We start from the raw sequence: 21,215 nt of genomic DNA, 5'->3' as shown, positions 1-21,215 counted from the left end.
ACAGACTTCGTTCACTGCGACAAGGAGCAGACATGAGCACCGTTCAGACCCCCGCCGCCACCACCGTCGACCCGACGATGGCCTCCGGCACCGCCCAGTTCCTCTCCCCCGTCGTCATCGGCCTCGAGGCCCTCGTCGTCAACGGCAAGCAGGCGCACTGGCACGTGCGCGGCTCGAACTTCATCGGCGTGCACGAGCTGCTCGACACCGTCGTGGCGCACGCGCAGGACTGGGCCGACCTGGCCGCCGAGCGCATCGTCGCCCTGGGTCTTCCCATCGACTCGCGCCTGTCGACCGTCGCCGCCAAGGCGAAGGCCACCGAGGTGCCCGCCGGCTTCGCGCAGTCCGACGTCGTCATCCGCGCCGTGATCGCCGACATCGACGCCGTGCTGGTCGACATCGAGGCCGCCATCGAGGGCCTCGACGAGATCGACATGTCGAGCCAGGACGTCGCCATCGAGATCAAGCGCGGTCTCGACAAGGACCGCTGGTTCCTGTTCGCGCACCTCGCCGCGTAAAGACGGCTTTTCCGGAGGGGGTGGTGCTGCGGCACCGCCCCCTCCGTCGTTCCTGGGGTGCGCCCCCGCGTGAGGGGTCACGTCGTGTCGCCTCGCGATGCACCAGGCGACAGAAGGTGACCCCTCACGCGTGCGTGCGTGCGTGCGAGCGCACGCGCCGGCTCGCGGGGAGGGCGCGTGCGTCAGGCGCCGTGCGTCACGCGGCCGGCGACGAGCGTCGCACGCACCGGCATCGCCCGCAGGCCGCGCTCGTCGGCCGTTCGCGGGTCGGCGCCCACGATGACCAGGTCGGCCAGTGCCCCGGGTGAGATCTCCGCGGGGGCGGTCGAACCGCCCACGGTCGACGCCGCGATGGCCGTGTCGATGTCGACCCGCTGGTGCGGCTGCCAGGCCTCGCGTCCGTCGCGGGTGCGGAAGACGGCGGATGCCATGGCCGCCCAGGGATCCAGCGGAGCGACCGGCGCGTCGGAGCCGAAGCGCAGATTCGCCCCGCTGTCGGCCAGGGCGCGCAACGGGTAGGGCTGCGCGGATTGCTCGGCCCAGATGGCATCCGTCATGTCCCGATCGTCGAGCGCATGCTCAGGCTGCACGCTCGCGGCGACCCCCAGACGGGCGAAGCGCGGGATGTCGGCGTGCGCCACTAGCTGGGCGTGCTCGATCGTGCCCACCGCTCCGGTGCGGGCGTAGGCGTCGAGGGCGTGGGCGTTCGCGAGGTCGCCGATGGCGTGGATCGCGCACTCGAGTCCCGCCGCGGTCGCGCGCGTCATGAGTTCGACGAGCTGGTCGGGCGGCACCGTGAGCAGGCCGTGGTTGCCGACCTCGCCCGGATAGTGGTGGGCGCACGCGGCGGTGCGGGTGCCGAGCGAGCCGTCGGTGATGGCCTTGAGCGGGCCGACGCGCACGAGGTCGTTCGTGGCTCCGCGCACGGGGTCTCCCGTACGCAGCCCCTCGGCGATCGCGCGGTCGAGATCCTGCGGGTAGGTGCCGTACGACACGCGCACCGTGTCGAATCCGCGGGCGACACGGCGCTGCCAGGGTTCGTCGTTCCACGTCATGTCGAGGTCGACGAGACCGACGATCCCCCGGGCAGCCGCGGCGCGTGCCATGCGCTCGACGGCCCGGTCGGCGGCATCCGGTGCTCCGGCGTTCACTCGGCGCGAGATCTCGAACGCGTCCTCTTCGACGACGACTCCGGATGCCGCGGGCTCGAAGCCCTCGCGACGGAAGGCCGCACTGTTCATCCACACGCTGTGCACGTCGGCGTTGATGAGGTAGGTCGGCACCTCTCCCGTCACCCCGTCGAGCAGATCGAGGGAGGGTGCGTCGGGCCACAGACCGTCACGAAAGCCCGCCCCGACCCGGCGGCCCTCGTCGTCGGTGGGGGCGAGCGCCATGATCGCGGCCGCCTCGCGGGCGGTCGACACCTCGCCGAGAGGCACGCGGTCGGCGACGAGAGCCCACTGCAGCGCGTGCACGTGGTGGTCCCACAGCCCGGGCAGCAGCCAGCCGCCCTCACCGTCGAGCATCATGCCGGTGGGGCGCAGGTTGCCCGTCGGCGCGATGTCGACGATGAGTCCGCCGGCGAGCACGAGGTCGACGGGCTCGGTCGTCGGGAGGAACTCCCGGCCGGGTCCCGCCACGCGAACCGCGCGGACGAAGCCGACCTGCTCACCGATCACGGGCGCACCCGGGCGTCGGCGGCGCGGCGCATCTCGGCGACGAGCGGCGCCCGTTCGGGGCCTTCGTCGGCGAGGCCCGCGATGATCGTCTCGACCACCTCGGCCGTCTTGTTCTGACTGAGCTTGCGCTTCGCCGTCACGCGGGTCGGGGCGAGGCGGAATCCGACGGTCCCGCGTTCGAGACGCTCGACGAAGGCTTCGTCGTTGGGCAGGCGGTACAGACCCCGGGCGTCGTCGCCGTCGCCTTCGAAGCGGTCGACGAGCCGTTCGAGCACGCGGAGGTTCTCGTCGGGCGAGAGCAGTTCCGGGATGCCGGAGAGGTGAGCCGACACGAAGTTCCAGGTGGGAACGGCGGGCACGTCGCCGTACCAGCGGGGCGTGATGTAGCCGTGCGGGCCCTGCACGACGACGAGCAGCTCCCGCTCGCCGAGGCCGAGGATCGCGTCGTCGGGCTTGCCGACGTGCCCGACGATCGTGAGGTCGTCGCGGGTGTCGTCGAGCATGACCGCGTAGTGCGAGGCGACGAGGCCGTCGTCGGTCTGGCTGACGAGGGTCACCCACGGGTTGAGGTGGATCAGACGGCGGATCTCTCCGACGTCGGTCATCGCGAAGCTCGGGTTCTGACGCACCGGATCAGCCTAGAACGCAGCGCCCGGTGGCTTCGACAGGCTCAGCCACCTCACGCTCAGTCGCCACCCAGGTCCCTGAGCCTGTCGAAGGGACCGGGAACCGCGCGCAGCGACCGGTGGCTTCGACAGGCTCAGCCACCTGCCCGACCACAACCCACGCTCCGCCCGGCAGCTTCGACAGGCTCAGCCACCTCACGCCCAGTCGCACCTAGGTCCCTGAGCCTGTCGAAGGGAACGGAACCCACGAGATGCCCGGTGGCTTCGACAGGCTCAGCCACCTCACGCTCAATCGCCCGCCCAGGTCCCTGAGCCTGTCGAAGGGACCGGAACCGCGCGCCGCCGGTGGCTTCGACAGGCTCAGCCACCTGCCCGACCACAACCCACGCTCCGCCCGGCGGCTTCGACAGGCACAGCCACCTCACGCCCAGTCGCCCACCCAGGTCCCTGAGCCTGTCGAAGGGACCGGAACCGCGCGCCGCGACCGGTGGCTTCGACAGGCTCAGCCACCTGCCCGACAGGAACCCCGCGCGACGCCGCTGGCTTCGACAGGCTCAGCCACCTGCCCGACCGCGACCCCCGCTCTTACGCCTGGCACTTCGGACACCAGTAGAGCTTGCGCCCGGCGGCCTCCTCCATCACGATCGCCGTGCCGCACACGCGGCAGGGCAGCCCCTCGCGGTGGTAGACCCAGTGCCGGTCGGCGCGGCGCGCCATCGCGCGCCGGTAGGCGGCGGGGTCGAGCCCGTCCATCGTCATCATCTGACCGGTCTCGACGCCGATCGGCAGCAGTGCCGCCCAGTCGCGCCAGATGCCGCGCACGACCTCCTCGGGCACGTCGCGCCCCGGGGTGTGCGGGTTCTGCCGCGCGCGGAACAGCAGCTCAGCGCGGTACACGTTGCCGATCCCGCTCACGACGGCCTGATCCATCAGCAGCAGCCCGATCGGCGTGGGCTTCTTGCGCACCGTCGCGGTGAAACGTTCCTCGCCCTCGGCGAGGTCGTCGACGAGCGGGTCGGGCCCGAGCTTCGCGATGGTCGCCTGTACCTCGTCGGGGGTCTGCAGCACGCACGCGGTCGGCCCGCGCAGGTCGGCGCAGGTGGTGTCGGTGAGCAGACGGAGGCGCACCTGCCCGACCACCGGCGGGGGCCACTCGTTCTGCTCCTCGAGCCCCGTCGTCTGCTCCGACATGCGCACACGCGCGCGCCGCGGGGCGCCGATCGAGGTCAGGGAGTTCTCGCCCGCGGCATCCAGGATCGGTTCGTCATCGAGCACGGTGCCGCGCTGGTTCGTCTGTCCCATGCGGCCGTTGGCCGAAGCGATGGTCGCATCGACGACCACGTCGCCCGAGAAGTCCCACGCGCCGTACATGCCGAGGTGCACGCGCAGCCAGACGTCGCCGTCGAAGCGGAGGAACATCTGCTTCGCCACGGCACGCACCTCGACCGCCTCGCGGCCGTCGATGACCGACGCGCCCTCGACGAAGCGCCCCTGGGGGCTGGATGCCGCGACGGTGCGCCCGACGATGTTGCGGTCGAACTGCCGCGCGATGCGGTGGACGGAATGCCCTTCGGGCATCAGCCTGCCTCGGGGTCGAACGAGTCGCTGGCGTCGGTCATCGTGTTCGGCTTGTCGCCAGCGCGCGGGTCGGGCAGCAGCACCCCGTCCTGCTCGAACGCGGCGAGCTGGCCGATGCGACGGGCGTGACGCTCTTCATCCGAGAAGGGGGTCGCGATGAAACGGTCGATGAACGACGCGGCCTCGTCGAACGTGTGCTGACGCGCACCGATCGAGATGACGTTGGCGTCGTTGTGCTCGCGGGCGAGCTCGGCCGTGGAGATGTTCCACACGAGCGCGGCGCGCACGCCGAGCACCTTGTTCGCGGCGATCTGCTCGCCGTTGCCCGACCCGCCGAACACCACGCCCAGGGCGTCGACGCCCGCCGCCTGGTCGCGCACGACCGCCTGGGCCGCGCGGATGCAGAAGGCCGGGTAGTCGTCGAGGGCGTCGTACTCGATCGGTCCGTGGTCGACGACCTCATGCCCCTGCGAGGCGAGGTGGTGCTGGATCTGGGTGGAGAATTCTAGACCGGCGTGATCGGTGCCGATGTGGATGCGCATGGGCCAATCCTATTGAGAGCCGCGGACAGCGAGGGCGGACATGACGACGCCGCCCGCCCCTCGGAAGGGACGGGCGGCGTCGAGCGTGGTCAGGGGCGGATGCCCGCCGCGACGGGCTTGAACCCGGCGCGGATGTTCTCGCAGCAGCCGGGGCGGCACACGTCGTACCAGGGGCCCAGATCGGTGACGTGCGGGCGCTCGGCCTTCGGGGTGCCGTTGAGGCGCTCCTCGACGAGGTCGATCAGACCCGAGACGTACGCGGGGTCGACACCGGGGGTCGGGGTGCGCACGGCCTTGATGCCGGCCTCTTCCGCGGCCTCCATGGCCTCGGTGTCGAGGTCCCAGAGCACCTCCATGTGGTCGCTGACGAAACCGAGGGGCACGATCGCGACGGCTTCGACGCCGCGGCCGGGCAGCTCGGCGATGACGTCGTTGACGTCGGGCTCGAGCCACGGCTGGGTGGGCGGGCCCGAACGCGACTGGTAGACGAGCTCCCATTCGACGGTGGCCACGGCATCCGCCACTTCGGCCATGACGACCTCGGCGACGGCCTTGTGCTGCGCCTCGTAGGCACCGCCCTCGACGAACCCACCATCACGGGGGCCCGAACGCTCGGCGTCCGCCATCGGGATCGAGTGCGTGGAGAAGAGCACGCGGATCTTCTCGGGCGCAATGCCCTCGGCGACGAAGCCGGACACGGCGTCTTTCACTCCGCGCACGAAGGTGTCGACGAAGCCGGGGTGGTCGAAGAACTGGCGCACCTTGTCGACGGTCACGGTCTCGCCGAGGCCTGTCGACTCGAGCACGCGGGCGTAGTCCTCGCGGTACTGGCGGCAGCTCGAGAACGAGCTGTAGGCGCTCGTGGCGATGGCCAGCAGAGTGGTGTGCCCGGCCCCGGCGGCCTCGGTCACGGCCTCTTCGAGGTAGGGGCCCCAGTTGCGGTTGCCCCAGTAGACCGGAAGACCCAGTCCGCGCCGCTCGATCTCGGCTTCGAGCGCCGCCTTCAGCGCGCGGTTCTGCGCGTTGATCGGGCTGATGCCGTCGAAGTGGCGGTAGTGGTGGGCGACCTCTTCGAGGCGCTCATCGGGGATGCCGCGCCCGCGGGTGACATTGCGCAGGAAGGGGATGACGTCGTCCTGGCCCTCGGGCCCGCCGAAGCCGGCGAGGAGGATGCCGTCGTACGCCACGGGCGTCTCGACCCACTTGGGTCCGGATGCCGCGGCGGGAGACGCATAGAGGACGGTCTCGGGGGTGGTGTCCGTGTCGGTCGTGCTCACGATCACATCCTCGCACCTGCACGAACAGCCCGGACGCGAGGTATCTCGCTACTAGGCTTATACGGTTGTCGTCGGCGCCAACAGCGTCGACGGTCGTGACGCCCATGGCGTCGTCCGCAATCCACCCAGATCCCCGGGAGAACGCCAGTGCCAGGAGAGAACCTGACCCGCATCGAAGCGCAGGAGCGCCGCGCGATCGTCGACACGCACGACTACCACGTGCAGCTCGACCTCACGCGTGGCGACGAGATCTTCTCCTCGCGCACCGTCGTGACCTTCGCCGCCACCGAGGGCGCGTCGACCTTCATCGACCTGATCGCCCGCACCGTGCACTCGGTGACGCTCAACGGCCGCTCGCTCGAGCCGTCCGAGGTGTTCGCCGACTCGCGCATCGCGCTCGATGGCCTCGCGGCCGAGAACGAGCTGATCGTTGAGGCCGACTGCGAGTACACCAACACCGGTGAGGGCCTGCACCGCTTCGTCGACCCGGTCGACGGCGAGGTCTACCTCTACTCGCAGTTCGAGGTGCCCGACTCGCGCCGCATGTACACGGTGTTCGAGCAGCCCGACCTCAAGGCCGCCTTCACCTTCTCGGTGACCGCGCCCGCGCGCTGGAAGGTCGTCTCCAACTCCCCCACCCCCGAGCCGGTCGCCGTCTCCGACGACACCGCCCGCTGGGACTTCCCGGCCACCCCGCGCATCTCGTCGTACATCACCGCTCTCGTCGCCGGTCCTTACGAGGCCACCTCCAGCGAGCTCACGAGCGCCGACGGACGCGTCATCCCCCTTGGCGTATTCGCCCGCAAGAGCCTGTGGCAGTACCTCGACGCCGACTACGTCTTCGACAAGACCCGCCAGGGCTTCGCGTACTTCGAGGAGAAGTTCGGCTTCCCCTACCCGTTCGCCAAGTACGACCAGCTCTTCGTGCCGGAGTTCAACGCCGGCGCCATGGAGAACGCCGGGGCCGTCACGTTCACCGAGACCTACGTCTTCCGCAGCAAGGTGACGGATGCCGTGAAGGAACGTCGCGTCGTGACGATCCTCCACGAGCTCGCGCACATGTGGTTCGGCGACCTCGTCACCATGAAGTGGTGGAACGACCTCTGGCTGAACGAGTCGTTCGCCGAGTGGGCATCCACGATCGCCACCGCCGAGGCCACCGAGTGGGAGGCCGCCTGGACGACCTTCAACGCGATGGAGAAGACCTGGGCGTACCGCCAGGACCAGCTCCCCTCGACCCACCCGGTCGTCGCCGAGATCAACGACCTCGAAGACGTGCAGGTGAACTTCGACGGCATCACCTACGCCAAGGGCGGGTCGGTGCTCAAGCAGCTCGCCGCCTGGGTGGGCATCGAGCAGTTCTTCGCGGGCGTCGCGGCGTACTTCCAGAAGCACCAGTGGTCGAACACCGAGGTGGGCGACCTGCTCACCGAGCTCGAGACCACGAGCGGGCGCGACCTGGGCGACTGGGCCAAGAAGTGGCTCGAGACCGCGGGCGTCAACACGCTCACCCCGCTCATCGAAGAGTCCGGCGACGGCACCATCACGCGTTTCGCGATCGTGCAGACCGCGCCCAGCGACTACCCGACGATTCGTCCGCACCGCCTCGGCGTCGGCTTCTACTCGCTGAACGACGCCGGAGCCCTCGAGCGCGTGCACCGCATCGAGCTCGACGTCGACGGCGACCGCACCGAGGTCGCCGAGCTCCGCGGCATCCGTCGTCCCGACCTGGTGCTGCTCAACGACGACGACCTCGCCTACGCGAAGATCCGTCTCGACGAGCGCTCGCTGGCCACCGCCATCGCGCACCTGAAGGACATCTCCGACCCGCTCGCGCGTTCGCTGGTGTGGGGTGCGGCGTGGGACCAGACGCGGGATGCCGAGGCCTCGGCCACCGACTACCTCGACCTGGTGCTGCAGAACATCGGTTCCGAGACCGAGTCGACCACGGTGCGCACGACGCTGGGTCAGCTGCAGCTCGCCGCGAACTCGTACGTCGCCCCCGCGACCCGCGACGCGGCCCGCGAGCGCGTGGCCGACGGCCTGTGGGAGCTGGCGCAGAAGGCCGAGGCCGGCAGCGACAGCCAGCTGCAGTTCGTCACGGCGTTCGCGTCGGCGGCCTCCACCCCGGCCCACGCCGAGACGGTCAAGGCCCTGCGCGACGGGTCGACCTCGCTCGACGGCCTCGAGATCGACACCGACCTGTCGTGGCAGCTGCTGGTCTCGCTCGCTTCGGCGGGCGTGGTCACCGCCGCCGACATCGACGAGGCGCGCGCAGCGGACAACACCGCGAAGGGCGGGGAGTTCGCGGCCATGGCCAAGGCCTCGCTGCCCTCGCACGAGGCGAAGCAGGAGGCCTGGTCGTCGCTGATCGACAGCGCCGATGCGCCGAACACGATCGTGCGATCGACGGCCGCCGGGTTCACCAACCCCACCACCGTCGGTGTGCTGGCCGACTTCGTCGAGCCGTACTTCGCGATGCTGCTGCCCATCTGGGAGTCGCGCAGCTATCAGATCGCTCAGTACCTGATCGTGGGCCTGTACCCCGCCGCCCTGGCGAACAAGGCGCTGCGCGACGCGACGCGTCAGTGGCTGTCACAGAACGCCGACGCCGCCCCCGCGCTGCGTCGCCTCGTCGGCGAGAACCTCGCCGGTGTCGAGCGTGCGCTGGCCGTGCAGGAGCGCGACGCGCAGTAACGCGCCCCGCCTGATCGGATGCCCCCTCCCCCTCGGGAGGGGGCATCCGTCGTCTGGGGGTCATCCTCTCGTCGCGAAGGGTCATCCCCACGGCGGACGCGGCGACGGGGTGGTCGTTCCTAACGTGGCACCATGATCGTTGCAGACAACCTCACCAAGCGTTACGGCGACAAGACCGCCGTCGACGGCGTCTCGTTCACGGTGCCTCCGGGGCGGGTCACCGGCTTCCTCGGCCCGAACGGCGCGGGCAAGTCGACGACGATGCGCATGATCGTCGGCCTCGACCGCCCCACGTCGGGACGCGTCACGGTCGCGGGTCAGGACTACCGCAGCCTGCGCTCCCCTCTCACCGAAGTCGGCGTGCTTCTCGACGCCAAGGCGATCCACACGGGACGCTCGGCCCGTAACCATCTTCGCGCCATGGCCGCGACGCACGGCATCGGCCGCGACCGGGTCGACGAGGTCATCGAGCTCACGGGCATCGCCTCGGTGGCCGGCAAGCGCGCGGGCGGCTTCTCGCTCGGCATGGGTCAGCGCCTCGGCATCGCGGCCGCCCTGCTCGGCGACCCGCACACGCTGATCCTCGACGAGCCCGTCAACGGCCTCGACCCCGAGGGCGTGCGCTGGGTGCGTCAGTTCGTGCGGCACCTCGCCGCCGAGGGGCGCACCGTGCTGCTGTCGAGCCACCTCATGAGCGAGATGTCGCAGACCGCCGACCACGTCATCGTGCTGGGCCGCGGTCGTGTGCTCGCCGACGCACCCCTGCAGGAGCTCGTGCGCACCTGGACGACGACGACGCTGCTCGTGCGCTCGCCTCGCCTCGACGACCTGGTCGCGGCGTTGAAGATGCCGGATGCCACGATCTCGGCGGTCGAGCCGGGTGCGATCCAGATCACCGGCATCACCCCGCAGACGGTCGGCGACATCGCCGCCGCCCACGGCATCCCGCTGCACGAACTCACGCCTCGCGTCGGCTCGCTGGAAGACGCCTACCTCGCCCTCACCGACGATTCCGTCGAGTACAAGACCAAGGAGCTGGCATGACCGCCCTCGCCCCCGCGCCGGTTCGCCGCGCGGCATCCGCCCACCGCCTGAGCTTCGCGCACCTGCTGCGCAGCGAGGCGATCAAGATCCTCACCCTCCGCTCGACCTGGTGGTCGCTCGGGGTGACGGCCGCCATGTCGGTCGGCATCTCGCTGCTGATCGCCGTCGCGACCACCGGCATGAGCGGCGGCATGGCGCCGACGAACGTGATCCTCGCGCCCACCCAGTTCACGATGCTGGTCGCCGGCATCCTCGGCGCGATCGTGGTCACCGGCGAGTACTCGACCGGCATGATCCGCTCGACCCTGACCGCCGAGCCGCGTCGCGGGGCCGTGCTGCTGGCCAAGGCCTGCGTCGTCGCGCTCACGATGGCCGCCACCACCGTGGTCACCTACGCCGTCGCGATCGTCGTCACCGCGCCGTTCACGAGCACGGGCATCGACTGGGCGACGCCGGCCGACTCGATCGTTCCGCTCGCGCTGGGCGTCGTCTCGATGGCGTCCTTCGCCCTGCTGGGCGTCGGCTTCGGCTTCCTCATCCGCAGCGGCGCCGGCGCGATCGCGGCGACCGTGGGCGTGCTGTTCGTGTTGCCGATCATGCTGAGCCTGTTCTCGATCGCGGGTCCCGACTGGACGTGGGTGCTCGAGTCGGCGAAGTACCTGCTCGTCAACGCGGCGGCCGAGCTGACCTCCCCCGGGACGGAGAACTTGCTCGAACCTGCTCTCACGATGGCCGGCTGGGTCGTCGGACCGCTGCTGCTCGGCTGGGTGGCGCTGCGCTCGCGCGACGCGTGACACCCTCGACGGATGCCTCGGCGCTCAGGTGGCGCCGAGGCATCCGTCGTTAGTCTGGATCCGATGTTCGTACTCGCCGAAAACCTCGAACCGTCCCCGTCGCCCACGATCACCTCCCCCAGCGACCTGACAAATCTCGACACCTGGGCCTGGATCGGCGATCAGCTGCTGGGCTTCGGCGGAGTGCTGCTGCGGGTGCTCGGGATCATCATCGGGATCGCCGTCGCCGCCTGGATCCTGCGCGTGATCATCCGCCGCGTGGTCGATCGCATCGTCAACGGGGCGAAGAGCAAGGCCCGTGTCGACGACACGCAGGCCCTCGATCGCTCGCCCCTCAGCGCCGTGCGGCTGGTGCAGCGCACCCGCACCCTCGGAACGATCCTGCAGAACATCGTCAACGTCATCCTCGTGATCGTGGCGCTCGTCTGGATCGCCGGCATCGTCGCGCCCGACGCGCTTGCGTCTCTGACGCTGCTCACCGCGGCGATCGGCGCGGGCCTCGGCTTCGGCGCGCAGAACATCGTCAAAGACGTGCTGAACGGCATCTTCATCGTCGCCGAAGACCAGATCGGAATCGGCGACGTCGTCGACCTGGGGCTCGCGACCGGCATCGTCGAGTTCGTCAGCGTGCGCATCACGCACGTCCGCGACGTCAACGGCACGCTCTGGTACGTGCGCAACGGCGAGATCACGCGCATCGGCAACATGTCGCAGGGCTGGTCGCGGGTCATCATCGACCTGGCCGTGCCGGTGGATGCCGACATCGACGACGTCGAGAAGGCGATGCTGTCCGCCGCCAAGACGATGGCCAAAGAGACGAAGTGGCGCTCGCGCATCATCGAGCAGCCCGAGATCTGGGGCCTGGAGTCGATCAGCGGCGACGCCCTCGTCATCCGCCTCGTCATGAAGACCCGCTCGAGCGCGAAAGACGACGTGGCCCGAGAGCTGCGGGCGCGGCTGAAGCGGGCGATCGATGCGATGGGCATCGCGCTCCCCCAGCTGAACTCGATCGTGCTCACCGGGGCCGAGGGCGCGCAGAGCGTGCGCGGGGCCCACCCGCCGAAGACGAAGGAGACCCCGGTCTCACCCGCCGCCAGTCGCCCGGTGTGGCGCCCGCGCCGCAACAGGCACGACGCGACCGACGAGCAGACCGACGCGGCGAGCGAGTCGAAGGTCACGAAGGCGCCGGTGCACGACGCCGCCCCGACGACCACCCTCGATCTCCCCGGCAAGACCGCTCCCGGCACCGACGCGCCCAAGCCGACGCCCCCGGCGACGCGGGCCGATGAGGAAGGCACCTCGTGACCGAGCCCGTCAGCTTCTACGACCAGGTCGGTGGGATGGACACCTTCCGCCGACTCGTCGACGCGTTCTACCGCGGCGTCGCCTCCGACGAGGTACTGAAGCCCATGTACCCCGAGGAAGACCTCGGCCCCGCCGCCGAGCGGCTGACGCTCTTCCTCGCGCAGTACTGGGGTGGCCCGACGACCTACAGCGAGACGCGCGGACACCCGCGCCTGCGCATGCGCCACATGCCGTTCCACGTCGATCCCGACGCGCGCGACCGCTGGCTCCAGCACATGCGCGTCGCCGTCGACGAGATCGCCCTGCCGCCGGCGTTCGAGGCGCCGCTGTGGGACTACCTCGAGCGCGCCGCCTACGCGATGGTCAACACGTTCGAGCCGCGGGGCATCGGCCCGCAGCAGGACGGGCGCCCCGATACGGGGCTGCCCGTCCGCGCGAGCGACTGATCACCGACCGAGGAAGTCTCCGAAGCCGGGGATGTCGAGGTTCGACAGGCTCTCGCCGAACCCGCTGATCTGATCGCCCGCTCCCGACACGGCATCCTGCGCCCCTCCAGCCCACTCGCCGATGCCCGTTCCCTCGGCGAGAGAGGTCAGATCGACTCCGGATGCCATGGCCTCCAGGTCGACGCCCTCCGCGAGCCCCGTGAAGTCGACTCCGGACTGCATCGCCTGGGCGAGCAGGGGTGCGGCGACGGCGCTGACGATCGCGCCTCCCGCGACCGCGGCGAGCAGGCCGCCCGCGCCGACGACACCGGCACCGATCAGACCCCCCTTCCCGGCCTTCGCGAGGAGGGACGACATGCGCCCCGGCCGCGCCGCCTCGGCCCGGGCCGCGGTGCGCGCGAGGTCGTCGGGCGCGTCGGACCGGGGCCGCTCGTGAGGTGCGAGCTCGGCATCCATCCGCTCCCGCACGTGCGCGCGCTGCGTCGGGGTGAGCCGGGCGAAGGCCTCGCGGTGCATCTGCTCGACGCGGTCGGGGTCGGCCGTGCGCAGCAGGTAGTCGTAACGCGCGATGGCGGCGCGGTCGTCGGGTGAGAGGGCGGTTCCGGATGCCGTGCGGCGGCCCGCCGCGGGCGGGGCGTATCGATCCGCGGTGTCGGCGGAAGCAGCGCCGCGGGTCCGCGTGCGCGCGTCGCCGGTCACGGCGTCGGCGGCCGAGCGGACCATGTCGCGCCAATCGCGGCTTCCGGAGGCGGAGGGGCCGCTCTTCGCGGCCGAGGCCTTGCCGGCGGCTTTCGAGGCGATGTCGAACAGACGGGAGAACGAGACCACGGGGATACCTCTCGACGGGCGGCATGCTGCCGCGACGTCAAGGTCTCCTCCGCCCTTTCGGACCGACGCACCCGGAATCCAACCGTGGACTCGTGATGACGGATACGCCGTGTCGGGAGTACTCCCCTTGCTGGCTTCCACCGTAAGGCGGCCACCTTTGCGCTTCCTGGACGAACGCCCGGGGGGCGGGTCAGCTGCCGGTGGCGCGCACCGCGGTCAGCCCCGAGCGCACCGGGCCACGCACGAGCACGTGCCCGCGGGCGAGGCTCACGCGCGTCCACGCGCCGCTGCGGCGCACGGGCGCCTCTTCGCCGCCGGCGATGAAGCCCAGCGCGAAGGCCGCGAAGGCCACTCCCAGCGGCAGCCCGGCCAATGCCTCGTCGGCCTGCCCCCACACCTGCGCGCGGATCACCCGCACCACGTCCTCACCCGCGTCGGCGGGGAGGGCGTCGGCGACGGCGGCGACCCCGTACTGGGCACGCGCGGCGAGCACGGCGGCGTCGATGGCATCCGTCTGCTCCCACCCGCCCTGCGGCGGCGAGATGCCCGCCCACGCCGGCGACGTGGCGGTATCGGGCAGCACGACGGCGTTGGCATCGTCGGCCGCGGGCAGAAGCGCCGACGCGTCGACGACGACATCGCACTCGAGCTCGGGGTCGATGGCCGAGACCCGCAACCCGAGAACAGTGGGCGTACTGTCCATCAGTCCACGGGGAGCGAGCGGCGCAGCGGTCGTCACGAGCACACCGCCGCGTGCGCGCAGACGCACCGTTCCGTCACCGAGACGGATCGTGCGACTGGCGAAGGTGAGCAGGTCGGCTGCCGCCTGCGGGTCGGGGAATAACAGGCGGGCGGACACCCGCTCTAAACTAGCAAGTGGTGCGCACCTCGCCGCGCCGGAACGGGAGTCAGCGTGACCGACGCCATCGATCCCGTGGCGTCTCTGCTCGCGGTGCTCGACCTCCGCGACGCCGGCGCCCGGACCACCGAAGACATCTTCACGGGCGTGTCGCAGGCCATGCCCACCGGCCGCGTCTACGGCGGGCAGGTGCTCGCCCAGACGATCGTGGCGGCCTCTCGCACCTTGCCACCCGAGCGCACGGTGCACTCGATGCACGGATACTTCCTGCGGCCCGGCGATCCCGCCGACGGCATCACGTTCTCGGTCGACCGCATCCACGACGGGCGCTCGTTCTCGACTCGTCGCACCCAGGCGTTCCAGGCCGGAGTCCCGATCTTCTCCATGATCGCGTCGTTCCAAGACGAAGACCCCGGCCTCGAGCACTTCGAGCCGATGCCCGAGGGCATCCCGCAGCCCGAAGACACCGCGCCGGTCGACGCCGAGAGCCTGCATCCGATCAGCCGCCGCCTCCTCTCGGAGAGCCCGGTCGACGTGCGTCACGTCGGGTCGTCCGTGTACGCGACGGTCGAGGGACCGCACGTCCCCCGACAGGCCGTGTGGATGAAGCTGCGTCGCACGGTCGGCGACGACCCGGCCGTGCATCGCGCGGCCCTCGCCTACCTCAGCGATCTGACCATTCAAGAGACCATCCTGCGCGCGCACGGCGTCGCGTGGAGCGCTCCGGGTCTGCGCGTCGCGAGCCTCGACCACGCGATGTGGTGGCATCGGGCGGCCCGCGTCGACGACTGGCTGCTCTACGTGCAGGAGTCGCCCAACGCCCGCGGCGGCCGCGGCCTGTCGACCGGACGCATCTACACCCGCGAGGGCGTCCTCGTCGCGAGCGTCGCCCAAGAGGTCATGGTGCGCGTCCCGCGCGAGTGATCGAGCTTCCGGATGCCGCTGCCTCACGGCATCCGGGATCTTTCAACGATCGCGGCGCTGACGTCGACGCCCCGACTCGCGTGGGTCAGCGTCTCGCGGGATCCGTGCCGCGGACGTCAGCCCTTGCTGGAGCGCCGGCGGTATTCGATGGGGTCGCCGACATAGGGGCCCCAGGCCGCACGTTCGGTCTCGCTCCAGCGGATGGGACGACCGCTGGCGGTGTCGACGAGCACGACGACGGCGGTCGCACGTGCATAGAGCACGGGGGCTGCGTCGCCGGCGGGGCTGTAGACCTCGAAGCAGATGTCGGCGCTCGAGCCGCCCATCGCACCGATCCACATGCGCACGTCGAGGGGACGCTGGCTGTACGGGACCGGGCGGAGATACTCGATCTCCTGCCGGGCGATGAGCGTCGCGCGTTCTCCGCCGCTCTCGAGCACGCTCATGTCGAACACGGCCGTGGGGAGCGCTTCGCCCTCGCCGTCGCCGCGCCAGAAGGCGCGGAGGCGCGCTTCTTCGAGCAGCTTAAGCATCGACGTGTTGTTGACGTGTCCGAGCGCGTCGAGGTCGCCCCACCGGAGGTGGATCGGAACGTGCAGCCGCGAGGGCCCGGCCGAAGCCGAACCCTCGCTGGGGGTGCTCGCGTCAGTCACGCGTGAGCTTGCGGTAGGTGGACCGCGACGGGTTGGCGGCGTCGGCACCGAGACGCTCGACCTTGTTTGCCTCATAGGCCTCGAAGTTGCCCTCGAACCAGTGCCACTGATCGGGGTGCTCCTCGGTGCCTTCGTAGGCGAGGATGTGCGTCGCGATGCGGTCGAGGAACCACCGGTCGTGCGTGATGACCACGGCGCAACCGGGGAACTCGAGCAGCGCGTTCTCGAGCGAGCTCAGGGTCTCGACGTCGAGGTCGTTGGTGGGTTCGTCGAGCAGCAGGAGGTTGCCGCCCTCTTTCAGCGTCATCGCCAGGTTCAGGCGGTTGCGCTCACCACCGGAGAGCACGCCCGCCTTCTTCTGCTGGTCGGGGCCCTTGAACCCGAACTTCGAGACATAGGCGCGTGAAGGGATTTCGGTCTTGCCGACGGTGATGATGTCGAGTCCGTCGGACACGACCTCCCACAGCGTCTTCTCGGGGTCGATGTTGGCGCGCGACTGGTCGACGTAGCTGATCTTGACGGTCTCGCCGATCTTCAGCGATCCGCCGTCGAGGGGCTCGAGGCCGACGATCGTCTTGAACAGCGTCGTCTTACCGACACCGTTGGGGCCGATCACACCGACGATGCCGTTCGGCGGCAGGTTGAAGCTCAGGTTGCTGATGAGCGAGCGGTCGCCGAAGCGCTTTTCGAGCTTCTTGGCGTCGATCACGATACCGCCGAGACGCGGACCCGCGGGGATCTGGATCTCGTCGAAGTCCAACTTGCGCGTGCGCTCGGCCTCGGCGGCCATCTCCTCGTAACGGGCGAGGCGGGCCTTCGACTTGACCTGTCGACCCTTGGCGTTGGAGCGCACCCACTCGAGTTCTTCCTTGAGGCGCTTGGCGAGCTTGGCATCCTTCTTGCCCTGGACCTCGAGCCGCTGGCCCTTCTTCTCGAGGTAGGTCGAGTAGTTGCCCTCGTAGGGGTACAGGTGGCCGCGGTCGACCTCGGCGATCCATTCCGCGACGTTGTCGAGGAAGTACCGGTCGTGGGTGATCGCGATGACCGCACCCTTGTAGGCCTGGAGGTGCTGCTCGAGCCAGAGCACGCTCTCGGCGTCGAGGTGGTTGGTGGGCTCGTCGAGGAGCAGCAGGTCGGGCTTCTGCAGCAGCAGCTTCGCGAGCGCGACACGGCGGCGCTCACCACCCGACAGCGGGACGACCGAGGCGTCGCCCGGGGGCGTGCGCAGAGCGGCCATGGCCTGCTCGAGCTGGGAGTCGAGGTCCCATCCGTCGGCGGCGTCGATCTCCTCCTGCAGCGTGCCCATCTCGGCGAGCAGCGCGTCGAAGTCGGCGTCGGGGTCGGCCATGAGGGCGGAGATCTCGTTGAAACGATCGAGCTTGGGCTTGATCGCCACACCGTCCTGGATGTTCTCGAGCACGGTCTTGCTGTCGTCGAGCTCGGGCTCCTGCATGAGGATGCCGACCGTAAAGCCGGGGCTCAGGCGGGCCTCGCCGTTGGAGGGGGTGTCGAGACCGGCCATGATCTTGAGGATCGTGGACTTACCGGCGCCGTTCGGGCCGACCATGCCGATCTTGGCACCGGGCAGGAACGACATCGTGACGTCGTCGAGGATCAGCTTGTCGCCCACTGCCTTGCGGGCGCGGACCATGGAGTAGATGTATTCGGCCATATCCGTTCCAGTCTAGGGGCGGTGACGCCGCGCACCGACGAGAGCGGGGGCCGCCCCACTCACCAGTTGATGGCGCGCGTCTGTCCGATCAGGCATCCACCCGACGACAGGGCGGGCAGCACCGAGGTGACGGGGTTGCCGATCGACGGACCGACCTGGCCGACCAGGCACTCATCGCCCAGGCGCACCGAGAAGGTGATGCTCTCGGCGGGGTTGCCCACCGTCGTCGCATCGGCGGTGACCTGCATCGCCGACTTGTCGAAGCCGGCACTCACCAGGGCGTCGATGTAGGCGCGGCCCGAGACCTGATTGGGACCCGACCAGACCGATTGCACGGTCTGCGTGAACAACGGCAACTCGGCGGCGGCAGCGCTCGCGGAGGTCGAGGCGTCGGCCGAAGGAGCCGACGAGGACGTGCTCCCGTCGGTCGGTGCGGCACTGGCGACCGGAGGTGCGGCGTCCGGCGTGGTCACGGCCTCGGGTGCGGGCGACGCGGTGCAGCCGGCGAGACCCAGCGCGGCCGCGAGGGCGAGGACGGCGACAGGACGAGCGAGAAGGCGAGCCACGCGGTCGAGTCTACGGATACGCCCGAGCGGCCCCGTCCGTGCCTTCGTCGTCGCCGCCGCCTCGCCGCCGTCCCCGTCGCCGCCGCAGCCCTCAGAACGGGCCTGCTCCCCCCTCCGCACTCACGAGCGCCGGCTGCCTCGATTCGCCGGCATCGGACGGCGTGCTCTCCGCCTCCGCGCCCGGAACCGCCCAGCCGTCGGCGTCGGTTGCGCCGGTCGCCGTGTGCGCCGACGGTTCGACCGCCGCCTGCGGGCGCGGCGTGCGCGAGAACTGGGAGGTCCCCCAGCGCAGGTCGTGACCGATGGCGTCGACGACGACGTCGGCGCTCACCCCTCGTTTGGTCTCGTTCTCCCACTCGCGCACCCGCAGTCTCCCCGTGAGGATCACCCGCTGCCCCTTGCGCAGAGAGGTGAGCGCATGCGCGCCCAGGTCGCCGAAGACCGGGACGTTGTAGAAGTTGGTGTGACCGTCCACCCACTCTCCGCGCTCCCGGTCGAGCTTTCGCTCGCCCACCGCCAGCCGGAACGCGGCGATGGTCTCGCCCCCGCGTGTCGCCCGCTGGTCCAACTCGCCCGTGATGTTACCCACCAGGGTGATGTGATCGCTCATGCGTGTGTCCTCTCGTCGTGGTGTGCGCTCCGGCACCCGTGTGCCCGACGGGTGCCGGAGCCACGGCAAGACTGACGGCAGCGACGAGGGCGCCGCCGAGGGAAACCGCCGATCTGTGGATAACCCGAACGATCCGTCCAGCGGGGAGAAGCGTCCATCGACCGCGCGACGAGCGATGTCGGAGGTTCGGTCTACCGTGACGGCCATGAGCACCGCACTCTGGAACGACCTCGCCCCGGCACCGCGCCCGGCCGGGTGGGGCGCGGCGACCCACGTCGCCGCGGGCCTGTGGCGCATCGCCGATCCGCGCGGCATCGTCGTGGGCCACATCCGCGCGATCGCGGCCGACGGCGGCTGGCGGTACGCGGCCGAGCGCTTCCACACGGCCTCGGGCAGCTTCCGCAGACTCGGCGAGTTCTGGTCGTCGAGCGACGCCGTCGAATGCCTGCGCTACGCGCGATGACTGCGTCAGACGACGGTGGCGAAGTCCTCGCGCGGAGCAGCCGTCCGTCCCCCGCGCACGTCATCCCACGCGTCGCGCAGAATGCGCGCGGCCTGTTCGAGAGCGGCGGGGGCTGCGGTGAAGGGCACGCGCAGGTGGCGATCGTGGCCGCCCTCCACGGCGAACCGCGATCCCGCCGACAGTGCGAGCCCGCGGGCCCGGGCGTTCATCACGAGAGGGGTGCTCAGCGGGTCGCCGAGGCCGACCCACAGCGAGACGCCGCCACTGACATCGGGCACCTGCCACTCCGGCAGCAGTGTCCGCAGCCCCGCCACCAAGGTGTCGCGTCCGGCGCGCAGCAGTTCTCCCCGCTGGCGAGCGATCTCGTCCAGTCGCGGCACGATGCGCGCCGCGATCGCCTGTTCGATCTCGGGAGTTCCCAAGTCGTGCACGGGTCTGCCACTGGCCAAGCGGCGCACGATCTCGGGCGCCGCGCGCACCCACCCCACGCGCAGCCCTCCCCACACCGTCTTTCCGAGGGATCCCACGCGCACGATCCGATCATCGTCACCGAACGGCGCAGATCCCGAGCCGCGATCGATGTCGAGCTGGGCGGTGGTCTCATCGAGCACGAGAACGGTGCCCGCGGAGCGCGCCCCCGTGAGAAAGGCGTTGGACTCCGAGGCGGTCATCGTCCGCCCCGTCGGGTTCTGAAAATCGGGCATGAGATAGGCGAGCGTGGGCAGCGCGCGGGCGAAGCTCTGCTCGGCGCGCTCGAGATCCCACCCCGACCCCGGGTCCACCGGCACACCGATCAGGCGCGCTCCGACCCGGCGGAAGGCGTCGGCCGCGTGCGGGTAGGTGGGCGTCTCGAGCATGACCCGGTCGGCGCGGCCCACCAGGACCGACGCGATCAAATGGATCGCGCTCTGCGCGCCCGTCGTCACGAGGATCTGGTCGGGTGTGGTCGCGAGCCCTCGATGGGCGTAGTGGTCGGCGATCGCCTGCCGCAGCCCGAGGTCGCCCACGACGTCGTATCCGATGCGTGCGACCAGGGCCGGCGCATCCTGCATCACCTCCTGCACGATGGCGGGAAGGCCGGGCCAGGCGGCAGGGCTCGCCTGTTGCAGGTCGATGGCCACGTCGTCGGTGTCGTGCCGACCGGGGTCCGTGCGTCGCAGGGGCAGGGTCACGCTTCCGCTCCCGCGCAGACTCTCGATGTGCCCGGAGTCGCGCAGACTGCGATACGCGGCCGCGACCGTCGTCCGGCTGAGGTGAAGGGCGGCGGCGAGCTCACGTTCGGCGGGCAGCGCCGTCGAGGGGGCGAGCCTATTGTCGAGGCAGAGGAGGCGGATGCCGTCTGCCAGCGCCTCGTAGGCAGGACCACTTCCCCGCCATCCTCCAAGGGCGGATGCGAGGGTACGAGCCGAGATGCGCGAGTCCATGCGGCCAGATTATCGGAATTGGCCTCGTGTCTTGAATCCAATCGCGTGATTGGATCTCTCCATGGCATCCCGCATCACCCGTCTCTTCGTCGGCCTGGTCCTCTACGGCGTCGGCTGCGCCTTCACCATCGCCGCCGGCCTCGGTGTCGACCCGTGGACCGTGTTCGCCGAGGGTGTCTCCCGCGTGACGGGGATCGGCATCGGATGGGTGACCAACATCATCGGCCTGTGCGTCCTGCTGCTCTGGATCCCGCTGCGTCAGAAGCCCGGCGTCGGCACGGTCGCCAACATCCTGTTGGTGGGCACGAGCATCCAGTTCGCACTGGGGGTCCTCCCCCACCCCGACGTGCTGTGGCTGCAGGTGCTCATGCTCGTCGCCGGCGTCGTGACTGTGGCCTTCGCCTCCGGTCTCTACATCGGAGCCCACTTCGGCCCCGGACCGCGAGACGGACTGATGACCGGCATGCACGCCCGCTTCGGCTGGCCGATCTGGGCGTGCCGCCTGTCAGTCGAGGGATCCGTCCTCGTGCTCGGATGGCTCCTGGGCGGCACGGTGGGCATCGGCACCGTCGTCTTCGCGCTCGGGATCGGCCCCCTCGTCCACATCGCAATGCCCTTGCTCGCCGCCCCGAAGCCCGCACCCCGGGCCACCCGCGCGGCGCGGGTCTGACGCGGCACGAGGCGACACCGTCGGCGTGCGACGCAGGCAG

General features: G+C 70.4%; 21 protein-coding genes. 9 read left to right on the top strand and 12 right to left on the bottom strand.

Annotated features, from left to right (window positions below; translation table 11 throughout):
- Positions 1-32: 32 nt before the first annotated feature.
- A complete protein-coding gene (locus ABXS86_RS01805; protein WP_154096551.1) occupies positions 33-518 on the top strand; it encodes a Dps family protein in 486 nt (161 codons plus the stop codon).
- A gap of 182 nt (positions 519-700) precedes the next feature.
- Here ABXS86_RS01805 and ABXS86_RS01800 read toward each other — a convergent pair whose 3' ends face one another.
- The 5 genes from ABXS86_RS01800 to ABXS86_RS01780 all read right to left on the bottom strand — a co-directional run bounded on the left by ABXS86_RS01800 (position 701) and on the right by ABXS86_RS01780 (position 6,220).
- Complete coding sequence (locus tag ABXS86_RS01800) at positions 701-2,197, bottom strand: amidohydrolase (protein ID WP_353665434.1); 1,497 nt, start codon at positions 2,195-2,197, stop codon at positions 701-703.
- The gene (locus ABXS86_RS01795) at positions 2,194-2,826 is read right to left on the bottom strand and encodes an FMN-binding negative transcriptional regulator (protein ID WP_353665433.1); all 633 of its coding nucleotides are present in this window, start codon (positions 2,824-2,826) and stop codon (positions 2,194-2,196) included. The genes ABXS86_RS01800 and ABXS86_RS01795 overlap by 4 nt, the downstream gene beginning before the upstream one ends.
- A gap of 582 nt (positions 2,827-3,408) precedes the next feature.
- Entirely contained in the window at positions 3,409-4,401 is a 993-nt protein-coding gene (locus ABXS86_RS01790) for an Fpg/Nei family DNA glycosylase (protein WP_353665432.1), read from the bottom strand.
- Positions 4,401-4,943, bottom strand: coding sequence for a ribose-5-phosphate isomerase (locus ABXS86_RS01785; RefSeq protein WP_353665431.1), 543 nt, complete (start codon positions 4,941-4,943; stop codon positions 4,401-4,403). Before ABXS86_RS01785 ends, ABXS86_RS01790 begins: the two co-directional genes overlap by 1 nt.
- Before the next feature lie 89 nt (positions 4,944-5,032).
- The gene (locus ABXS86_RS01780; protein ID WP_353665430.1) at positions 5,033-6,220 is read right to left on the bottom strand and encodes a ferrochelatase; all 1,188 of its coding nucleotides are present in this window, start codon (positions 6,218-6,220) and stop codon (positions 5,033-5,035) included.
- 147 nt (positions 6,221-6,367) lie between these two features.
- Between ABXS86_RS01780 and pepN the strand changes: the two genes are divergently transcribed.
- The 5 genes from pepN (at position 6,368) to ABXS86_RS01755 (ending at position 12,506) form a co-directional block, all read left to right on the top strand.
- Positions 6,368-8,917 carry an aminopeptidase N gene (pepN, locus tag ABXS86_RS01775; protein WP_353665429.1) on the top strand — a complete coding sequence of 850 codons (2,550 nt, stop codon included), beginning with the start codon at positions 6,368-6,370 and terminating at the stop codon, positions 8,915-8,917.
- A 132-nt stretch (positions 8,918-9,049) separates the two neighbouring features.
- Positions 9,050-9,961 (top strand): ABC transporter ATP-binding protein, encoded by a 912-nt coding sequence (locus tag ABXS86_RS01770; RefSeq protein ID WP_353665428.1) that lies wholly within the window; start codon positions 9,050-9,052, stop codon positions 9,959-9,961.
- Positions 9,958-10,755, top strand: coding sequence for an ABC transporter permease (locus ABXS86_RS01765; RefSeq protein WP_353665427.1), 798 nt, complete (start codon positions 9,958-9,960; stop codon positions 10,753-10,755). Before ABXS86_RS01770 ends, ABXS86_RS01765 begins: the two co-directional genes overlap by 4 nt.
- A gap of 63 nt (positions 10,756-10,818) precedes the next feature.
- A complete protein-coding gene (locus ABXS86_RS01760) occupies positions 10,819-12,060 on the top strand; it encodes a mechanosensitive ion channel family protein (RefSeq protein WP_353665426.1) in 1,242 nt (413 codons plus the stop codon).
- Entirely contained in the window at positions 12,057-12,506 is a 450-nt protein-coding gene (locus ABXS86_RS01755) for a globin (protein ID WP_353665425.1), read from the top strand. Before ABXS86_RS01760 ends, ABXS86_RS01755 begins: the two co-directional genes overlap by 4 nt.
- On the opposite strand, the gene ABXS86_RS01750 is transcribed toward ABXS86_RS01755, so the two are convergent.
- Together ABXS86_RS01750 and ABXS86_RS01745 are read right to left on the bottom strand one after the other, a co-directional pair.
- On the bottom strand, positions 12,507-13,334 hold the full coding sequence (locus ABXS86_RS01750) for a cation-transporting ATPase (RefSeq protein WP_353665424.1): 828 nt from the start codon (positions 13,332-13,334) through the stop codon (positions 12,507-12,509). It lies immediately after the preceding gene.
- Positions 13,335-13,524: 190 nt separating this feature from the next.
- Positions 13,525-14,193, bottom strand: a complete 669-nt coding sequence (locus tag ABXS86_RS01745; RefSeq protein WP_353665423.1) for a hypothetical protein — start codon at positions 14,191-14,193, stop codon at positions 13,525-13,527.
- 54 nt (positions 14,194-14,247) lie between these two features.
- Between ABXS86_RS01745 and ABXS86_RS01740 the strand changes: the two genes are divergently transcribed.
- On the top strand, positions 14,248-15,117 hold the full coding sequence (locus ABXS86_RS01740; RefSeq protein ID WP_353665422.1) for an acyl-CoA thioesterase: 870 nt from the start codon (positions 14,248-14,250) through the stop codon (positions 15,115-15,117).
- Positions 15,118-15,233: 116 nt separating this feature from the next.
- Here the strand turns inward: ABXS86_RS01740 and ABXS86_RS01735 are convergent, their stop codons facing one another.
- The 4 genes from ABXS86_RS01735 to ABXS86_RS01720 form a co-directional block, all read right to left on the bottom strand.
- On the bottom strand, positions 15,234-15,770 hold the full coding sequence (locus ABXS86_RS01735) for an acyl-CoA thioesterase (RefSeq protein WP_307211422.1): 537 nt from the start codon (positions 15,768-15,770) through the stop codon (positions 15,234-15,236).
- Complete coding sequence (gene ettA / locus ABXS86_RS01730; RefSeq protein ID WP_144835008.1) at positions 15,763-17,442, bottom strand: energy-dependent translational throttle protein EttA; 1,680 nt, start codon at positions 17,440-17,442, stop codon at positions 15,763-15,765. Before ettA ends, ABXS86_RS01735 begins: the two co-directional genes overlap by 8 nt.
- 59 nt (positions 17,443-17,501) lie before the next feature.
- Positions 17,502-18,008, bottom strand: a complete 507-nt coding sequence (locus ABXS86_RS01725) for a DUF6993 domain-containing protein (RefSeq protein WP_353665421.1) — start codon at positions 18,006-18,008, stop codon at positions 17,502-17,504.
- A 91-nt stretch (positions 18,009-18,099) separates the two neighbouring features.
- Positions 18,100-18,618 carry a single-stranded DNA-binding protein gene (locus tag ABXS86_RS01720; RefSeq protein WP_353665420.1) on the bottom strand — a complete coding sequence of 173 codons (519 nt, stop codon included), beginning with the start codon at positions 18,616-18,618 and terminating at the stop codon, positions 18,100-18,102.
- 205 nt (positions 18,619-18,823) lie between these two features.
- On the opposite strand from ABXS86_RS01720, the gene ABXS86_RS01715 reads away from it, so the two are divergent.
- The gene (locus ABXS86_RS01715; RefSeq protein WP_186325583.1) at positions 18,824-19,081 is read left to right on the top strand and encodes a hypothetical protein; all 258 of its coding nucleotides are present in this window, start codon (positions 18,824-18,826) and stop codon (positions 19,079-19,081) included.
- Between the two features lie 5 nt (positions 19,082-19,086).
- Here ABXS86_RS01715 and ABXS86_RS01710 read toward each other — a convergent pair whose 3' ends face one another.
- Entirely contained in the window at positions 19,087-20,505 is a 1,419-nt protein-coding gene (locus tag ABXS86_RS01710) for a PLP-dependent aminotransferase family protein (RefSeq protein WP_353665419.1), read from the bottom strand.
- A 61-nt stretch (positions 20,506-20,566) separates the two neighbouring features.
- Here ABXS86_RS01710 and ABXS86_RS01705 point away from each other — a divergent pair, with 61 nt between their 5' ends.
- On the top strand, positions 20,567-21,175 hold the full coding sequence (locus tag ABXS86_RS01705) for a YczE/YyaS/YitT family protein (RefSeq protein WP_353665418.1): 609 nt from the start codon (positions 20,567-20,569) through the stop codon (positions 21,173-21,175).
- Positions 21,176-21,215 lie beyond the last annotated feature (40 nt).

This window comes from Microbacterium sp. che218 (assembly GCF_040436305.1).
GTDB classification, from domain to species: domain Bacteria; phylum Actinomycetota; class Actinomycetes; order Actinomycetales; family Microbacteriaceae; genus Microbacterium; species Microbacterium algihabitans.
This window is presented reverse-complemented; position numbering and strand designations above follow the sequence as displayed.

Bases quoted from the DNA above. Each gene is read 5' to 3' on its own strand.
- ABXS86_RS01805 (WP_154096551.1), top strand. From the start codon at position 33: ATGAGCACCGTTCAGACCCCCGCCGCCACCACCGTCGACCCGACGATG.
- ABXS86_RS01790 (WP_353665432.1), bottom strand. From the start codon at position 4,401: ATGCCCGAAGGGCATTCCGTCCACCGCATCGCGCGGCAGTTCGACCGC.
- ABXS86_RS01785 (WP_353665431.1), bottom strand. From the start codon at position 4,943: ATGCGCATCCACATCGGCACCGATCACGCCGGTCTAGAATTCTCCACC.
- ABXS86_RS01770 (WP_353665428.1), top strand. From the start codon at position 9,050: ATGATCGTTGCAGACAACCTCACCAAGCGTTACGGCGACAAGACCGCC.
- ABXS86_RS01765 (WP_353665427.1), top strand. From the start codon at position 9,958: ATGACCGCCCTCGCCCCCGCGCCGGTTCGCCGCGCGGCATCCGCCCAC.
- ABXS86_RS01760 (WP_353665426.1), top strand. From the start codon at position 10,819: ATGTTCGTACTCGCCGAAAACCTCGAACCGTCCCCGTCGCCCACGATC.
- ettA (WP_144835008.1), bottom strand. From the start codon at position 17,442: ATGGCCGAATACATCTACTCCATGGTCCGCGCCCGCAAGGCAGTGGGC.
- ABXS86_RS01720 (WP_353665420.1), bottom strand. From the start codon at position 18,618: ATGAGCGATCACATCACCCTGGTGGGTAACATCACGGGCGAGTTGGAC.
- ABXS86_RS01715 (WP_186325583.1), top strand. From the start codon at position 18,824: ATGAGCACCGCACTCTGGAACGACCTCGCCCCGGCACCGCGCCCGGCC.
- ABXS86_RS01710 (WP_353665419.1), bottom strand. From the start codon at position 20,505: ATGGACTCGCGCATCTCGGCTCGTACCCTCGCATCCGCCCTTGGAGGA.
- ABXS86_RS01705 (WP_353665418.1), top strand. From the start codon at position 20,567: ATGGCATCCCGCATCACCCGTCTCTTCGTCGGCCTGGTCCTCTACGGC.